Consider the following 16108-nt stretch of genomic DNA (forward strand, 5'->3'; position numbering starts at 1 on the left):
GGCGCTCAGGCACGGGCCAGCGTGGCCGGCAGCAGGCCGTCGACGTAGGCGCGCGCGTCGAACTCGCGCAGGTCGGTGGCGCTTTCCCCCAGGCCCACGAAGCGGATCGGCAGGCCGAACTCGCGCGCCAGCGCGAACACCACGCCGCCCTTGGCGGTGCCGTCGAGCTTGGTAACCACCAGGCCCGTGACGCCCACGATCTGCTGGAACTGGCGCACCTGGCTCACCGCGTTCTGGCCGGTGGTGCCGTCGATGACCATCAGCACTTCGTGCGGCGCTTCGGGATCGAGCTTCTTCAGCACGCGGGCGATCTTGGACAGCTCGTCCATCAGGCCGCCCTGGGTATGCAGGCGCCCGGCGGTGTCGGCGACCAGCACCTCGGCGCCGCGCGAGCGTGCTGCCTGCAGGGCATCGAAGATCACGCTGGCCGCGTCCGCATCCTGGCCCTGGGCGATCACCGGCACGTTGTTGCGCTCGCCCCAGGTCTTCAGCTGCGCGACCGCCGCGGCACGAAAGGTGTCGCCCGCGGCGAGCAGCACCTGGCGGCCCTCGTCGCGCCACCGGCGGGCGAGTTTTCCGATCGTGGTGGTCTTGCCCACGCCGTTGATGCCCACGGTGAGCACCACGAACGGCTTGCGCCCGTCGACCCGCAGCGGCTGCTGCACGGGCAGCAGCATCGCCACCAGTGCCTCGCGCAGCGCGGCGAGCAGCGCGTCGGCATCGGCGAACTCGCGCTTGTGCATGCGCCTGCGCAGGCCTTCGACCAGGCTGGTGCTCGCCTCCACGCCGACGTCGGCGGTGATCAGGATGGTTTCCAGCTCGTCCAGCAGATCGTCGTCGAGCTTCGGATGGCGCACGAACAACGAGGTCAGGCCCCGCGCGAAGCCGCTGCCGGCCAGCCGCTCGCGCCAGCTGCGCTTGGCCGGCGCCGGCTCGGCGGCGGCGGGCGGCGGCGGCTCGTCGACCACCGCCGGCTCGGCGGGAGCCAGCTCGGCGCGGGCCTCGTCCAGCGCGGAGCTGGCACTGTCGAGCGCGACCGGGTCGGTGACGTGCTCGCCCGCGGACGCCTGATCCGGATCCGCGGGCTGCTCCGAAGTCGTTTCGGCGGGTTTCTTCTTCCAGAACTTGAGCATTGCGGCGGCGCTTCTAAGACAATGCGCGGATGCTAACACCCGTTGCCAGACTGGCCGCTGAGGGCCTTCCGCGCCGCCCGGGCGGCATCGCGTGCGCGATCCGTGCAGGTTCCGCCAACGGTGGCGGCCCGCACCGGGAGCGCCGCAGGTGAAGGCGACGCCCGGTCGCATCCGCATCATCGGCGGCAGCCTGCGCAATTCGCGGCTGGAGGTGCCCGAGCTGCCGGGCCTGCGGCCGACGCCGGAGCGCGTGCGCGAGACGCTGTTCAACTGGCTGGCGCCGGTGATCGCCGGCGCGCACGCGCTGGACCTGTGCGCCGGCACCGGCGCGCTGGGCATCGAGGCGCTCTCGCGCGGCGCTTCCCGGGTGCGCTTCGTCGAGCGCGACCCCGGCGCGGCGCAGGCCTTGCGCGCCAACCTGGCGCGGCTCAAGGTGGCCGGCGGCGAGGTCGTGCTCGCCGACGCGCTGGCCCACCTGGCCATGCCGCCGTCGCCGTTCGGGCTGGTGTTCCTCGATCCGCCGTTCGCCGCGGGGTTGTGGACGCCGCTGGCGCGCGGGCTGGAAACGGGCGGCTGGCTGGCACCGGCGACATGGATCTACGTGGAGTCGCCGCGCGACCTCGAGCCCGCCTTGCCGCCGAACTGGCGCCTGCACCGCGAAGGGCGGGCCGGGGAGGTGCGCCATGCGCTCTATCGCCGCACATCGGAGCTTCCATTAAGCTAGCGGCAACTTTGCGTCGCAGCCCTGCCGTGAATTCCACTCCGGTCAACAAGCGCCTGGCGATCTACCCGGGCACCTTCGATCCGATCACCAACGGCCACGCCGACCTGGTCGCCCGCGCCGCGCCGCTGTTCGAGCGCGTGGTGGTGGCGGTGGCCGAGAGCCCGAACAAGGGCAAGGGACCGGGTTTCAGCCTCGACGAACGCATCACGCTGGCGCGGCTCGCACTGGCCGACCTGCCCAACGTGGAGGTGCGCGGCTTCGACTGCCTGCTGGCCAACCTGGTCAGCGAGATGGGCGCCGGGGTGATCATCCGCGGCTTGCGGGCGGTGTCCGACTTCGAATACGAGTTCCAGCTGGCGAGCATGAACCGCCACCTGATCCCGCAGGCGGAGACGCTGTTCCTGACCCCGGCGGAGCAGTACAGCTTCATTTCCTCCTCGCTGGTGCGCGAGATCGGCCGCCTCGGCGGCGACATCTCCGGCTTCGTGCACCCGGCGGTCCAACAGGCCATGCGGCAGCGCTGGCGTGCAACCAAATCCAAAACAGAGGGTGACAACTATGCGTAAGTTCCTGATGGCCGCGACCCTGGCCCTGGCCGGCACCCTGGCGCTTTCCGCCTGCAACAAGCAGGACGAGGGCCAGCAGACCACTCAGCAGGCCGCTGCGCCCAAGCCGACCAACCCCAACGACACCCAGGCCTGGAACGCCTACCTCGGCCAGATCGTGCAGAACAACATGCAGGGCATGACCGCCGACCGTCCGTTCGCCTACCTGGTGCCGGCCGGCGACGACGAGGACTCCAAGGCCAAGTACGATCGCCAGCTGCAGAACGTGCAGGACACCGTGGCTCGCGGCGTGCTGCCGGGCAACCTGCTGGCCTTTGCCGGCCCGAGCTCGGCCAAGACCGCCGACTTCGTGATCGCCGCCTTCCAGGGCGCCAAGCCCGGGTCCTTCAAGGATGTGATCGTGCTGTTCATCGGCGACCAGGCGGACAAGGACCGCGTGCTCGCCGCGTTGCAGCCGACCGGCGCGACCGTGCGCTTCGTGGCGATGTAAGCGCGCGCAGCCGCACCCGGGACGCCCGCGATGCCCCGGTGGCGTCGTGGGCGTTCTGCTTTCTGCGGCCCGCGGGAAAGAGGGCAGGGCGATGCCGCCCGCTCCGCGCTACCATTGACCGCATGTCCCTCACCATCCTCGACACCTGCGTCAACTGTGACGTCTGCGAACCTGCCTGCCCGAACAAGGCGATCGCGATGGGCGAGGAGTACTACGTGATCGACCCCGCCCTGTGCACCGAATGCGTCGGCCACCACGAGGAGCCGCAGTGCATGCTGGTGTGCCCGGTCGAATGCATCATCCCCGACCCTGCGCACGCGGAGACGCGCGAGCAGCTCGAACTCAAGTACCGCCAGTTGATGGCGAAGGAGACCACGGCATGAGTTTTCCCCTGCGTTGGCGCGTCCTGTTGCTGAGCCTGCTGCTGACCAGCAGCGCCGCCTACGCAACGGATCCGCCGGCGCAGGGCGCGCATGCTCCGTCCACCCCCGCGGCGGTGCAGAAGCCGGGGCACGCGGCCATCGCCAGCGCCAACTTCCTGGCGACCAACGCCGGACTGGAGGTGCTGGCCAAGGGCGGCAACGCCTTCGACGCGGCCGTCGCGGTGGCCTCGACGCTGTCGGTGGTGGAACCGGAAAGCTCCGGCCTGGGCGGCGGCTTCATGGCGGTCCTGCGCCGTGCCGACGACGGTCGCGAGGTGTTCATCGACGCGCGCGAGACCGCGCCCGCGGCCGTGAACCCGAAGGACTACCTCAACCCCGATGGCACGCCCAACCGCGACACCGCGCTCAACGGCCCGCTCTCGGCCGGCATCCCGGGCGAGCCCGCGGGCCTCGCGTGGCTGGCCGGGCATTACGGCCGCCTGCCGCTGGCGCAGTCGCTGGCGCCGGCGATCCGCATCGCGCGCGACGGCTTCGAGCCGGACAGTCGCCTGCGCAACGCCATCGCCGAGCGCGCCGAGGACCTCAAGCGTTGGCCGGCCTCGGCCGCCAAGTACCTCGTCGACGGCAGGCCGCCGGCCAAAGGCAGGGTGTGGCGCGACCCGGACCAGGCGCGCACGCTGGAGATGCTGGCCGCCAAGGGGCGCGACGGCTTCTACAAGGGCGAGGTGGCGAGCAAGCTGGTGGCCGCCGTGCGCGCCGCAGGCGGCAACTGGAGCGAGGCGGACCTGGCCGCCTACCAGGTGAAGGAGCGCGCGCCGATCAGCGTCGACTACCGCGGCTACCGCATCGTCACCGCGCCGCCGCCGTCCTCCGGCGGCGTGGCGATCGCGGAGATCCTCAACATCCTGCGCGGCGTGCAGCTGGACAAGCTCGACCGCGCCCATCGCGTCCACTACGTGATCGAGGCGATGCGCCGCGCCTTCCGCGACCACAACGACTACCTGGGCGACCCGGACTTCGTGAAGATGCCGCTGGACATGCTGCTGTCGCCTTACTACGCCGACGGCCTGCGCCAGAGCATCCTGCCCGACCGGGCCACGCCGTCCTCGATGCTGCCTTCCAGCGCGGCGCGCGACCCGGGCCCGCACACCACCCATTTCTCCATCATCGACAGGGACGGCAACATGATCGCCGTCACCTCGACGGTGAACTACACGCTCGGTTCCACCTTCGTCGCCGCCGGCACCGGCATCCTGCTCAACGACGAGATGGACGACTTCGCGCTGGTGCCGAACAAGCCCAACGTGTACGGCCTGCTCGGCAGCAAGGCGAACGCGCCGGCGCCCGGCAAGCGCATGCTCTCCTCGATGTCGCCCAGCCTGGTGATCGGCCCCGACCGCACCGCGGTGATCGGCTCGCCCGGCGGCTCGACCATCATCACCCAGGTGCTGGAGGGCATCCTCGCCTTCATCGACGGCAAGGACGCCGGCGCCATCGTGGCGCAGAAGCGCTTCCACCATCAGTTCATGCCCGACCGGGTGGACGTGGAGCAGGGCGTGTTCGACCCGGCCACCGCGCGCGAGCTCGAGCGCATGGGCTACACGCTGCACCCGCGCGACCCCTGGGGCTTCATGAACGTGGTCACCTGGGACCATCGCAGCAACACGCTGCAGGCAGCCAGCGATCCGCGCCGGCCGTCGGGCCTGGGCAAGGTGCAGTAGGGCGTTCCGGCGCCCGCCCTGCGGCGGGCAGACAGGGTCGGTGCCCCTGCGTAGAATTCCCCGGAGGCATCCTGCGACAGGGGCGATGGAACATGCAGTTGTGGTCCCTTGAGGGCAACACGCAGAAGCTGGACGGCGGGGCGATGTTCGGCAACGCCCCCCGGGCGATGTGGGCCCGCTGGATCGAGCCGGACGCGGAAAACCGCATTCCGCTGGCCTGCCGCTGCCTGCTGGTGAAGGACCTGGACGGGCGCAACGTGCTGTTCGAGACCGGCATCGGCGCCTTCTTCGAGCCCAAGCTGCGCGAGCGCTACGGCGTGGTGGAAGACCGCCACGTGCTGCTGGAATCGCTGGCCGGGGCCGGCCTCTCGCACGAGGACATCGACGCGGTGGTGCTCTCGCACCTGCATTTCGACCACGCCGGCGGCCTGCTCGCGCCGTGGGCCGAAGGCGAGCCGCCGCGCCTGCTGTTCCCCAACGCCGTTTTCCTGGTCGGCGCCGAGCACTGGCGCCGCGCGCAGGCGCCGCACCCGCGCGACCGTGCCTCGTTCATCCCCGAGCTCGCCGGCCTGCTCGAGGCCAGCGGCCGGCTGGAGCTGGTGGAGGGCGGGTATTCGAAGGCGCTGGGCCGGTCCGTCCGCTTCCATTTCTCCAGCGGGCACACGCCGGGCCTGATGCTGTCCGAGGTCGGCGGCGTGGTGTTCTGTGCCGACCTGATCCCCGGCCGGCCGTGGGTGCACCTGCCCATCACCATGGGCTACGACCGCGCGCCGGAGCTGCTGATCGACGAGAAGCGCGCGTTCCTGGAGGACAAGCTCGCCCGCGGCGTGCGGCTGTTCTTCACCCACGACCACGCCTGCGCGCTGGCGGAGCTCACGCGGGACGAGCGCGGCCGTTACGGCACCCGCAACGAGCAGGCGAGCCTGCGCGGCGAGCGCGTCGCCGGGGCTGCCGGGTGAGGAGCCACCTGAGCATCGGGACGCGGGCCCTGCTGCTGCGCGGCATCGGTGCCGTGCTGCTGATCGCCGGCCTGGGCCTGGCGGCGATCACCGAGCGCGGCCTGCTGCTGCACCACCAGGCCGCGGCGCGCCACGGTGGAGACGTGGTGCAGGTGCATGCGGGGAACCCCGGTTCCGGGCTGCACGGCAGCATGGTGCTGGTCTCCGGCACGCCGGAGGTGGTGCGACCACCGCAGGACGCGGACTTCAACCTGACCGTGGCCACGCCCGCGTTGATCCGCCATGTGGAGATGTTCCAGTGGCGCGAGGTACGCGTGGGCGGGGACGTGCACTACGAACTGGACTGGTCGGGGCAGCCGCAGGATTCCAGCCGCTTCGAGCAGCCGCGCGGCCACGCCAACCCGCCGGCCTTCCCGCTGCACGGGCGCCGGTTCGACGCGGGGCTGGTGCGGCTAGCCGGCTACGCGCTGGACCCGGTACTGCTGCACGCGCTGCCGGGCAGCGAGCCGGTGCCGCCCGATCCGGCGCATCTGCCGCCCAACCTCGCGGCGAGCTTCAGCGTCGACGGCGACTACCTCACCACCAGCGCCCATCCCGAGTCGCCGCGGCTGGGCGACGTGCGGGTGAGCTGGGAGGCGGTGCCACTGCAGCCGGTGACCATCCTGGCCCGGCCCGACGGCGACCGCCTGGTGCGTGCCAGCGGGACCGACGACGGCATGGGCTACCAGATCCAGGTCGGCGTGCGCTCGCTCGGCGACCTGCTGCCGGACGTGCCCGAGCCCCCGGAGTTCACCTCCGCGCGCCGCGCCGGCGCGATCCTGCTGGCGGCACTGGGCGCCATGCTGCTGCTGTGGGAACGGCGCCGGCGCATGGGCGACGTGCTGCTGGCGATGGCGATCGGTACCACCGCCGTGGCAGCGGTCTCGTTCGCTTCCTGGCTCGGGGGCGAGTGGCGGCCGGTGCTGCAATGGCTTGCGGTGAGCACGGCCAGTGCGCTGGTGGTGGTCCTGCTGTACCGCCGGATGGGGCGGCGGGCCAAGGCCTGAAGCGCGAGCCGGGCGGTGCCCGGCGCCCCTCTATGCGGGAGCCTGGGCCGGGGCCTTGCTGTCGGCGAAGGCGAACACCTGGTCCGCCCACTGGGTCGCTTCCAGGTAGATCGCCGCCATGCGCTGGATCTGCTGCGGCTGCGCGTGGCCGCTGAGCTCGCCGGCCTCCCACGCGCGGATCTGTTCCAGCAGCGGCGCGAACGGACCACGTCCGTCGACCAGCGCCTCGCGGATCTCCGGCACCAGCGGCAACTGCGCCAGCACGAATTCCATCGGCGCGCACATCAGCGTGTCCAGCAGGGAGAACAGGCCCACGGTGAAGGCCATCTCCTTCTGCGCGCGCGGCATGCTGCCGGCCAGCTGTTCGCACATGTGCGCACGGATCAGCGCGGTGCGCAGCAGCTCCGGCGGGCTGTCGTCCATGCCGCCCAGCGCCATGGTGTAGATCCAGTTGCGCATGCGGGTAACGCCGAAGAAGATCGCCGCCTGCTGCACCGACTTGAGCTGCTTGGGCAGGGCGAAGTACGCCGAGTTCACGCAGCTGAGGAGCTTGTACGAGAGGATCGCGTCGTTGCGGATGATGTCGCCCAGTTCCACCGGCCCCGGGTTGTTCTCCTGCAGCTCGCGCATCAGGCGCAGCATCGACAGGCGGTTGGCCGACAGCACCGGCACCTCGACCTGGTCGGGAATCAGCAGGTAGCGGCCCTGGATGGCCTGCAGCGGCAGCTCCAGGCAGCGCTGGTAGGTGGCATGGTCGTCGACCTGGCCGGCGACCACCCAGATGCCGCGCTCGTGCAGGGACTGCGCGCGTTCGCGCAACTGTTCCGGTGCCAGCGCCTTGGCGTCGAGCCGCACGAACTGCACGATCTGCAGCAGCGCCTCGGCCGCGGCGCTGCCGTGCAGGTCCTGCGCGCCGGCATCGAGCATCAGCAGGCAGCCGCGCTGGGACATCCGGCGCAGGCGTTCCATCAGCGCCGCGTCCTCGGCCATCCCCGGATGCAGCAGTACGCCGAAGCGCGGCTGGTGCAGCAGCACGTCGGTCTGGTCCAGCAGCAGTTCACGCGAGAGGGTGAGGAAGGTGCGGTTGCCGCGCACCAGCCGGGTCAGCGCGCCGTCGGCGAGGGTCGAGAGCACCCGCTGCATCAGCGCGGCCTCGTCGCCGGCATGGCGCTGGAAGACGATCTCGTAGGCGAACAACTCGCGTTTCTGGTCCAGCATCGGCACCCGCACCACCGGCAGTGGCGTCTCCCGGTTGACGGCGAGGTCGGCGCGGGGCTGGGCGGAAACGGCGATGTCGCTCATGGCTTGATCTACTCGCGGGAGGGCCCGCCTGGGGTGGATCGCCACCGGCCGTGCGGCCCGGTGTCCGTAAAGCTGTCTTTGTCAGGCCGACGCGAGGTGGTGCGAGCGCAGGGCGGTGTGCAGCTCGCCGCCGGGTCCGTACACGGCCTTGGCATCGCCGCCCTGGCCGGTGAGCACCGCCAGCGCCTGGCGTACCTGGGCCAGCCGCTGGCTGACCAGGCTGCCGTTGCGCTGGTTCAGTTCGTGGCAGCGGCGCAGCAGATCGAGCACCTGGTTCCAGCGCGGCTCGACGCGCACCGCGGCGGCCGGCTCGAGCTTGACCAGTTGCAGCCGTTCGGCGTCGAGCTGTTCGAGCTGCTGCATCAGGGCCTGCTTGCGCGCGCCGGCGCGGTCCAGCGCCGCGGCATCGGCGTTCACCAGCGCCTCGCGCTCGGCGGCCAGCGCCTCACCCAGCGCGGTGACGGCCCCGTGGAGGTCCGTCATCACGGCGTCCAGTGCGGACTCGAGCTCGTGCTGCAGCCTGCTCATGCGCGCTGCGCTCAGGCCTTGCCGGCGCCGGCGATCTGCGCGTCGAGCGCAAGCATCTTGTCGGCGATGGCGGCGGGATTGACCTGGTAGCTGCCATCGGCGATCGACTTGCGGATCTGCTCCACGCGCCGGGTGTCGACCGCGGCCTGGTCGTCGACCTTCGCCGCTTCCTGCAGCGCGCGCGCCGAATCGGTCAGGCGGACGCGGTCGTCGCTGCCCGGCACGCTGGCGGCGGCATCGCCGGCCACGCTCCCGCTGCCGGCCGCCGGGCCGCTGGCCGGGCTGCCGGGCGCTTGCGGCAGAAGCGGCAAGCCGTTGTTGGAAATGGTCGTATTCATCGGTGCTTCTCGTCGGTTAGGCCCCGTTCCCCGGGAAATCGGCCGGGTCCGAGAAAACTTTAGTCGGTTCCGCGTCTTTCCGTTGCCGCCCCCGCCCTAGGGCAGCGCCACCACCACGCCGGGCGCCCGCACGACGGCATCGACCACGCGGCCGGAGCTGCCGTTGCGCACGCGCAGCCGGGCGCCGCTGTCGCCGCTGCCGAGGGCGATGCCTTCCGCCCGCACGGCGATGCCGTCCAGTTCGGCGACCACCTGCACGTGGTCGCCGGCGCGCACCATCCGCCGGCCACCCAGGGCGCCCGGGGTCAGCACGCTGCCGGCGGCGAGCGCCCGCGACAGGCTGCGTGCGGCGACCTGGTCCATGCTCTCGACATAGCCGTACGGCAGCCGCGTGACGTCACGCTCCTCCGCGTGCACGTCGGCCGCCGCGATGCCGTCGCCGCGGATCAGCGGCCGGCTGGCCACCAGTACCTGCCGCCAGACCTGCAATTCCACCGGCACGCGCAGCGTCCAGCTCTCGCCGGCGGGACAGCGCACCAGCACGCTGATCCGGGGGGCCATGCGGTCGCCGCCCGGAAGGCTGGCGACCAGCGGTGCCGGGCAGTCGGCGATGCGCAGGCGCGGGTCGAGCGGTTCGGACTTGACCTCCACCCGGCTGCCGGGCGCGGCGAAGTGCCGTTGCACGAAGCGCTCGGCCTGCGCGCGCACGTCCGCCTCCGACAGCGGCGCGGCCACGGCCGGGCCGGCCAGGCCGAGCAGCGCGAGCAGCAGGCCGCGGCGCGCCAGGCCCATCAGGCGTCCGCCAGCAATGCGGCGAGCTGGGCGACCAGCGCCTCGCGCTCGGTTTCCAGGCGCTGGCTCAGTTGCTGGGCCTGGTCGAGCTGGCCGTTGCAGAGCATGCCGACGAAGGCGTTGCCGTGTTCGGACAGGCGTGCGCCCGCCTCGCTCAGCCGGGCGGCGGCCGGATGCTCGGCATGCTGCGCGGCGAGCCGGCGCACGGTGCGGTCGAGCGCGCCGGTATCGAACCAGCGACGATCCAGCGCGCCGGGCTCCAGCAGCGCCAGTTCCATCGCCTGGCGGATGCCCTGCGCCGATTCGCGCACGGTCAGGCTCAGGCTGGCCGGGTCGTTGCCGGCCTCGTGTTCCAGCCAGCCCAGCGCCAGCCGATGCGCCAACAGGGCGGCGCGGCTGAGCGCCTCGCTCTGCCGGCGTGCCTCGGTGCTGCGCCGTTGCAGCGCCCCCAGAGCCGCCTGCACCGCGGACGCGCGGGCCTGCTGCACGTCCTGGCCCTGGCGCAGCTGGGCGGTGCGCTCGCTGGCGCCCGCCAGCGCCTCACTGGCGCGGCGCAGCGCACCGTTGGCCTGGCCGACGCCGGCCTGCGCCTGCTCCAGCCGCTGCATGCCCTGCTGCACGTCGCCGTCGAGCTGCTGGGAAAACTCGCCGATCGACCCGGTTACCGTCTCGATCTCGGTGGTCGCCTGGGTGGTCTTCTCGGCCAGTTGCTTGACCTCGTCGGCGACCACCGCGAAGCCTCGGCCGGCCTCGCCCGCGCGCGCCGCCTCGATCGCCGCGTTCAGGGCCACGAGATTGGTCTGGTGGGCGATCTCCTGCACCACGCCGGTGAGCTTGCGGATCTGCTCGACCTGCTCGGCCAGGCGCGCCTGGTTGCGGTTCATCGCCGACAGCGCGCTGCGCAGCAGGCGCAGCTGGCCGTCCAGTTCGCTGACGCCGGCGCTGCCGGACTGGCGCGCCTCCTCCACCTGCGCCAGCGCGCCGGCGATCTGCTGCAGGGCCGTCGAGATTCCGGCGCTGGACTCCGTCAAGCGGCCGACGCCCTCGCGGCTCTCCTGGGTCGCCTTGTCCAGCGCCGACTGCTCGCGGCCGAGCATCTGCGCGGCGGCCAGCACCAGGCCTTGCTGTTCCAGTGTCTGCAGGGCCATGGCGGCCGGCTGGCGGTTGTCCAGGCGCGCCAGCAGCGGGGCCAGCGCGCGGGCGGCGGCGGGGTGACGCCGCGAGAGCTGTTCGAGGCGGGCCGCGTCGCCAGCGGTGGCCGCCTGGACCAGCGCGGTCAGGGACTGGCTACGGATCAGGCTCATGGATGAACGGTTCCCTAAAAAGGATGATTGGACAGGAGATCGTCGAGACACGCCGAAACTTGAACAAGCAATCGATATGCCAGTTGCGCCCCGGGCGGCGGGCTCAAGACGGCGCCGGGCAGGCCGATATGCGGGGACGGACCTCGCGGTCCGCCGTTCCCGAGGAGAAAGGCATGGCCGGCGCGCTGCTGGAAAACGTCGAACGCCAGACCCGCCTGGCGGGACACAATCGCGTGGCGATGCTGCTGTTCCGCCTGGGCGAGCCGCAGCTGTTCGGCATCAACGTGTTCAAGGTGCGCGAGGTGCTGCGCCGCCCGCCCCTGGAGCGCATGCCAGGCGCGCATGAGCTGATCGCCGGCAGCTGCGATTACCGCGGGCAGACCATCGCCGTGATCGACCTGGCGGCGGCGTTGGGCTACCCGCCGCTGCGCGAGGAGCCTTCGGCGCACCTGATGGTCACCGAATTCAGCCGCACGGTGCAGGGTTTCCTGGTCTCCGACCTGCAGCACATGGTGCACTGCGAGGGCGAGTCGCTGGTGGCGCCCAGCGCGGCGCTGGGGTTCGGGCCGCGGGTGAACGCCGTGACGCGGATCAACGGCACGCTGGTCGCGGTGGTGGACGTCGAGCACGTGCTGGCCAGCATCGACGCCGCACCGGGCGAGCTCTCGGCGCAGATGCAGCGCCTGGCCGGGGCGCATCCGATGCGCCCCCGCCGCGTGCTGGTGGCGGATGACTCGGTGGTCGCGCGCCGCCGGCTGGTGAGCCTGTTCCAGCAGCTCAACATCGAATGCGTGCTGGCGCAGGACGGCCGCGAGGCGTTGGAGCGCCTGCACGAACTGGCCGCCAAATCGCCGGAGGAAGGCGTCAACCTGGTCGTCTCCGACATCGAGATGCCCCGCCTGGACGGCTACGCGCTGACCCGCGCGATCCGCGAGACGCCTGCGCTGCGCCGGCTCAAGGTGGTGCTGCACAGCTCGCTGAGCGGGCTGTTCAACGAGGCGATGGTGCGCGAGGTCAACGCCGACCGTTTCATCGCCAAGTTCCAGCCGGACCTGCTCGCCCAGGCGGTGATCGACCTGCTGCCGGACGAGGAGCCGGACGAGGCCGGGTAGAGCACCCCGCCTTCCACAGGCCGGGAGCGCACGCCGGGGCGCGCGTCGGAAAACCGACTCCGGAGCCTCGTCCGCCGCCCGGCGACGCCGGGCACTCCCGCGCCAGCCCAACTGCGGCAAGGCTTCGCGCCCCCATGGCACACAACTTGCCTCGACCCCCGTGCGGACGTATCGACCGCGCGGAGGCAAGCGATGAGCCAACCCATCGACAACCTGTTCGGCATGCACACCGGCGCGCTGGCGCTGTGGCAGCGCCGCACCGAGGTGCTGGCCAGCAACCTGGCCAACGCCGACACCCCGGGCTACCTCGCCCGCGACATCGACTTCCGCAAGGCGCTGGCGGCCGCCGCCGGCGGCGCCGGTGACGGCAGCCTGCCGCTGGCCGCGCCCACCCCGGGCCAGATCGACCCGGTGCAGCAGGCGAACGACACGCTGGCCTATCGCGTGCCCACGCAGCCGAGCATGGACGGCAACACGGTCGACGCGCAGGTCGAGCAGGCCGCGTTCGCTGCCAACAGCGTGCACTACCAGGCGAGCCTCGCCTTCATCACCGCGCAGATCCGCATGCTGCGCACTGCCATCACCGGAGGCCAGGGCTGATGTCGCTGTTCAACATCTTCAATGTCGCCGGTTCGGGCATGGCCGCGCAGTCGGTGCGCCTGAACACCGTCGCCAGCAACCTGGCCAACGCCGACAGCGTGGCGAGCACGCCCGAGGCCGCCTACCGCGCCAAGGAGCCGCTGTTCGCCGCGGTGCGCGCCGGGCTCGACGGCAAGGGCGCCGAAGCCGGCAGCGAAGGGGTCAGAGTGCTCGGCGTCACCGAGAGTCCGGCCGCCGTCACCAGCCGCTACGAGCCTGGCAATCCGCTGGCCGACGCGAACGGCTACGTCTACCAGAGCAACGTCAATCCGGTGGACGAGCTGGTCAACATGATCTCGGCCTCGCGCTCCTACCAGAACAACGTCGAAGTGATGACTACCGCGCGCCAGCTGATGCAGAAGACGCTGGACCTGGGCAAGTAAGGAGCCGCCGTGAGCGACATCGCCGTCAATTCGAGCAGCGCCGCCGGTACCGCCGCCAAGGCCGCGCAGAACGACAACAAGACGCTGAGCCAGGCCGACTTCCTGAGCCTGCTGATCCAGCAGATGCGCAACCAGGATCCGACCCAGCCGATGGATTCCTCGCAGATGGTCAGCCAGCTGGCGCAGATCAACCAGGTCTCGGCCACGCAGAACCTGCAGGCCTCGTTCGACGCGCTGGCGCAGTCGATGCAGGGGAACCAGCTGCTGCAGGCCAGCGGCATGGTCGGCCACAACGTGACCGTGCCCTCCGCGGCCGGCCGCCTGCAGGGCGGCGCGCTGGACGGCGCGGTGAACGTGCCCGACGGCGGCGGTCGCACGCTGGTGCGGATCTCCGACAGCGCCGGCAACGTGGTGCGCACCCTCGATCTGGGCACGCAGCTTTCCGGCCTGGCCGACTTCCACTGGGACGGCGTGGGCGACAACGGCGAGCCCATGCCGCCGGGCGTCTACCGGCTGGATGCGCAGGTGGGCACCGCCGCGGTGGCCACGTACGTCAGCGGCAAGGTCACCGGCGTGGGCATGACCGGCGTCGACGGCGCCTACCTGGACGTGGACGGTTTCGGCGGCGTGCTGCTGAGCCAGGTCGCGCGCGTCAACTGAAGTTCCAATCAATCAACGGACAGCACACCCGTACGGGGGAACACCGATGGCTTTCAATATCGCGCTGAGCGGCCTGAACGCGGCCTCCAAGGACCTGGAGGTCACCGCCAACAACATCGCCAACACCGGCACCACCGGCTTCAAGGGTTCGCGCGCCGAGTTCGCAGAGCTGTACAACTCGGCCGGACGCAACCTGTCGGCGACCGCCATCGGCAGCGGCGTGCGGCTGGCCGACGTCGCACAGCAGTTCGCCGCGGGCAACGTGGAGAACACCGGCAACAGCCTGGACTTCGCGATCAGCGGCGACGGCTTCTTCACCCTGCGCGACGGCAAGGGCTACTCCTACACCCGCGCCGGCGCCTTCCACCAGGACAACAACGGCTACGTGGTCAACGCTGCCGGCCAGCACCTGCAGGTGTTCCCGCCGGCCGGCAACGGCTTCGACACCAGCACGCTGACCGACCTGCAGATGACCAATGCGCAGAGCTCGGCCAAGGCCACCTCGAACGTGGAGATGTCGCTCAACCTGCCTTCCGACGCCACGGCGCCGACCAGTGCCTTCAGCCCCACCGATGCGCTGAGCTACAACCAGGCCACCCCGTTCACCGCCTACGACTCGCTCGGCGCCAGCCACAACGGCACCGTCTACTTCGTCAAGGGCGCGGCGCCCAACACGTGGAGCGCCTACCTCTACGTCGACGGCGTGGCCGCCGGCGCGCCGCAGGCGCTTTCCTTCACCAGCAGCGGTGCGCTGGCCTCGCCGGCCGGCGGCAAGCTCAACTTCCCGGCGTTGTCGGTGAGCCCGGGCGCCGACCCGCTGACGCTGTCGATCGACCTCAACAAGGCAACCCAGTTCGGCAACAGCTATGCGCTGAGCGCGATCAACCAGGACGGCTACCCCAGCGGCACGCTCTCGAGCATCGACGTGTCGAGCGAAGGCGTGGTGCAGGCCAAGTACTCCAACGGCCAGTCCACGCCGCTGGGCCAGCTCGCGCTGGCCAACTTCAGCAACCTGCAGGGCCTGCGCCAGCTGGACAACACCAACTGGGCGGCGTCCTTCGACTCCGGCGCTCCGGTCATGGGCGCGGCGGGACAGGGCACCTTCGGCGGCGTGCAGTCGGGCGCGCTGGAGGCGTCGAACACGGCCGACCTCACCGCGCAGCTGGTCAACATGATCAAGGCGCAGCGCAACTACCAGGCGAACGCGCAGGTGATCTCGACCGACGACAAGCTGACCCAGACCATCATCAACATCCGCAACTGACGCTGACGGCCGAGGCATCGCATGGATCGTTCGCTCTACGTCGCCATGACCGGCGCCACGCAGATGATGCGGGCGCAGACCGAAGTGGCGCACAACCTGGCCAACGCCGACACGGTCGGCTTCAAGGCGCAGATGTCGGCCTTCCAGGCGCTGCCGGTGCAGGGCCCGGGCCTGCCCACGCGGATCAACGGCGTGGCGCAGGGCGAGGGTGTGAACCTGGCCGCGGGAAGCGAAATCCAGACCGGCCGCGAGCTCGACGTCGCGGTGCAGGGCGAGGGCTGGATCGCGGTACAGGCCGCCGACGGCAGCGAGGCCTACACGCGCGCCGGCAACCTGCAGCTGACGCCCGACGGCCTGCTCACCGACGCGCGCGGCAACCTGGTGCTCGGCGACGGCGGCCCGATCAGCCTGCCGCCGGCGACCCAGGTCAGCATCGGCAACGACGGCACCGTCTCGGTGGTGCCGACCGGGCAGGGCCCGGAAACCATCGCCTCGGTGGGCCGCATCAAGCTGGTCAACCCGCCGGCCAACCAGCTCGCGCTGGGCAGCGACGGCCTGATGCACCTGGCCGGTGGCGGCACCACGCCGGCCGATGCCGCGGTCGGGCTCAAATCCGGCGTGCTGGAGTCCAGCAACGTCAGTCCCTCGCAGACCCTGGTGCAGATGATCGAGCTCTCGCGCCAGTACGAACTGCAGGTCAAGGCGATCAAGAACGCCGACGACAACGCGCAGGCGGCCACCCGGCTGCTCCAACTCACCTGATA

At 71.2% G+C, this 16108-nt stretch carries 19 protein-coding genes; 13 read left to right on the plus strand and 6 right to left on the minus strand.

The genetic code is table 11. The features are described 5' to 3' along the window. Positions 1 to 5: 5 nt before the first annotated feature. Positions 6 to 1133: a signal recognition particle-docking protein FtsY gene (gene ftsY, locus WAT24_RS03950; RefSeq protein WP_425605231.1), complete on the minus strand. Its 1128-nt coding sequence runs from the start codon at positions 1131 to 1133 to the stop codon at positions 6 to 8. Positions 1134 to 1281: 148 nt separating this feature from the next. Between ftsY and rsmD the strand changes: the two genes are divergently transcribed. The 7 genes from rsmD (at position 1282) to WAT24_RS03985 (ending at position 7022) form a co-directional block, all read left to right on the plus strand. After that, positions 1282 to 1857 (plus strand): 16S rRNA (guanine(966)-N(2))-methyltransferase RsmD, encoded by a 576-nt coding sequence (gene rsmD / locus WAT24_RS03955; RefSeq protein WP_336806533.1) that lies wholly within the window; start codon positions 1282 to 1284, stop codon positions 1855 to 1857. A 26-nt stretch (positions 1858 to 1883) separates the two neighbouring features. Beyond that, on the plus strand, positions 1884 to 2423 hold the full coding sequence (gene coaD, locus WAT24_RS03960; protein ID WP_336806534.1) for a pantetheine-phosphate adenylyltransferase: 540 nt from the start codon (positions 1884 to 1886) through the stop codon (positions 2421 to 2423). Continuing rightward, a complete protein-coding gene (locus WAT24_RS03965; RefSeq protein ID WP_336806535.1) occupies positions 2416 to 2913 on the plus strand; it encodes a hypothetical protein in 498 nt (165 codons plus the stop codon). The genes coaD and WAT24_RS03965 overlap by 8 nt, the downstream gene beginning before the upstream one ends. A 122-nt stretch (positions 2914 to 3035) precedes the next feature. Next, positions 3036 to 3296: a YfhL family 4Fe-4S dicluster ferredoxin gene (locus tag WAT24_RS03970; protein WP_336806536.1), complete on the plus strand. Its 261-nt coding sequence runs from the start codon at positions 3036 to 3038 to the stop codon at positions 3294 to 3296. Next, complete coding sequence (gene ggt, locus WAT24_RS03975) at positions 3293 to 5017, plus strand: gamma-glutamyltransferase (protein WP_336806537.1); 1725 nt, start codon at positions 3293 to 3295, stop codon at positions 5015 to 5017. Before WAT24_RS03970 ends, ggt begins: the two co-directional genes overlap by 4 nt. A 92-nt stretch (positions 5018 to 5109) precedes the next feature. Next, positions 5110 to 5976 (plus strand): MBL fold metallo-hydrolase, encoded by an 867-nt coding sequence (locus WAT24_RS03980; RefSeq protein ID WP_336806538.1) that lies wholly within the window; start codon positions 5110 to 5112, stop codon positions 5974 to 5976. Next, positions 5973 to 7022: a TMEM43 family protein gene (locus tag WAT24_RS03985; protein ID WP_336806539.1), complete on the plus strand. Its 1050-nt coding sequence runs from the start codon at positions 5973 to 5975 to the stop codon at positions 7020 to 7022. Before WAT24_RS03980 ends, WAT24_RS03985 begins: the two co-directional genes overlap by 4 nt. Before the next feature lie 30 nt (positions 7023 to 7052). Here WAT24_RS03985 and WAT24_RS03990 read toward each other — a convergent pair whose 3' ends face one another. The 5 genes from WAT24_RS03990 to WAT24_RS04010 form a co-directional block, all read right to left on the minus strand. Further along, a complete protein-coding gene (locus tag WAT24_RS03990) occupies positions 7053 to 8324 on the minus strand; it encodes an EAL and HDOD domain-containing protein (RefSeq protein ID WP_336806540.1) in 1272 nt (423 codons plus the stop codon). Between the two features lie 81 nt (positions 8325 to 8405). Then, complete coding sequence (locus WAT24_RS03995; protein ID WP_336806541.1) at positions 8406 to 8852, minus strand: flagella synthesis protein FlgN; 447 nt, start codon at positions 8850 to 8852, stop codon at positions 8406 to 8408. An 11-nt stretch (positions 8853 to 8863) separates the two neighbouring features. Next, positions 8864 to 9190, minus strand: coding sequence for a flagellar biosynthesis anti-sigma factor FlgM (gene flgM, locus WAT24_RS04000; protein ID WP_336806542.1), 327 nt, complete (start codon positions 9188 to 9190; stop codon positions 8864 to 8866). A 96-nt stretch (positions 9191 to 9286) separates the two neighbouring features. Next, positions 9287 to 9982: a flagellar basal body P-ring formation chaperone FlgA gene (flgA, locus tag WAT24_RS04005; RefSeq protein ID WP_336806543.1), complete on the minus strand. Its 696-nt coding sequence runs from the start codon at positions 9980 to 9982 to the stop codon at positions 9287 to 9289. Continuing rightward, positions 9982 to 11286, minus strand: a complete 1305-nt coding sequence (locus tag WAT24_RS04010; RefSeq protein ID WP_336806544.1) for a methyl-accepting chemotaxis protein — start codon at positions 11284 to 11286, stop codon at positions 9982 to 9984. The genes flgA and WAT24_RS04010 overlap by 1 nt, the downstream gene beginning before the upstream one ends. A 173-nt stretch (positions 11287 to 11459) precedes the next feature. On the opposite strand from WAT24_RS04010, the gene WAT24_RS04015 reads away from it, so the two are divergent. From WAT24_RS04015 to flgF, 6 genes are all read left to right on the plus strand, one after another. After that, positions 11460 to 12398, plus strand: a complete 939-nt coding sequence (locus tag WAT24_RS04015; RefSeq protein ID WP_336806545.1) for a chemotaxis protein — start codon at positions 11460 to 11462, stop codon at positions 12396 to 12398. A gap of 192 nt (positions 12399 to 12590) precedes the next feature. After that, positions 12591 to 12998 (plus strand): flagellar basal body rod protein FlgB, encoded by a 408-nt coding sequence (flgB, locus tag WAT24_RS04020; protein ID WP_336806546.1) that lies wholly within the window; start codon positions 12591 to 12593, stop codon positions 12996 to 12998. Next, complete coding sequence (gene flgC / locus WAT24_RS04025) at positions 12998 to 13420, plus strand: flagellar basal body rod protein FlgC (RefSeq protein WP_336806547.1); 423 nt, start codon at positions 12998 to 13000, stop codon at positions 13418 to 13420. The genes flgB and flgC overlap by 1 nt, the downstream gene beginning before the upstream one ends. A gap of 9 nt (positions 13421 to 13429) precedes the next feature. Next, complete coding sequence (locus WAT24_RS04030; protein WP_336806548.1) at positions 13430 to 14080, plus strand: flagellar hook assembly protein FlgD; 651 nt, start codon at positions 13430 to 13432, stop codon at positions 14078 to 14080. Between the two features lie 46 nt (positions 14081 to 14126). Then, positions 14127 to 15344, plus strand: a complete 1218-nt coding sequence (flgE, locus tag WAT24_RS04035) for a flagellar hook protein FlgE (RefSeq protein WP_336806549.1) — start codon at positions 14127 to 14129, stop codon at positions 15342 to 15344. A 21-nt stretch (positions 15345 to 15365) separates the two neighbouring features. Next, positions 15366 to 16106 carry a flagellar basal-body rod protein FlgF gene (gene flgF / locus WAT24_RS04040; protein ID WP_336806550.1) on the plus strand — a complete coding sequence of 247 codons (741 nt, stop codon included), beginning with the start codon at positions 15366 to 15368 and terminating at the stop codon, positions 16104 to 16106. The last annotated feature ends 2 nt before the right edge of the window (positions 16107 to 16108 follow it).

This window comes from Fulvimonas yonginensis (assembly GCF_037137055.1).
Taxonomy (GTDB): Bacteria; Pseudomonadota; Gammaproteobacteria; order Xanthomonadales; family Rhodanobacteraceae; genus Frateuria_A; species Frateuria_A yonginensis.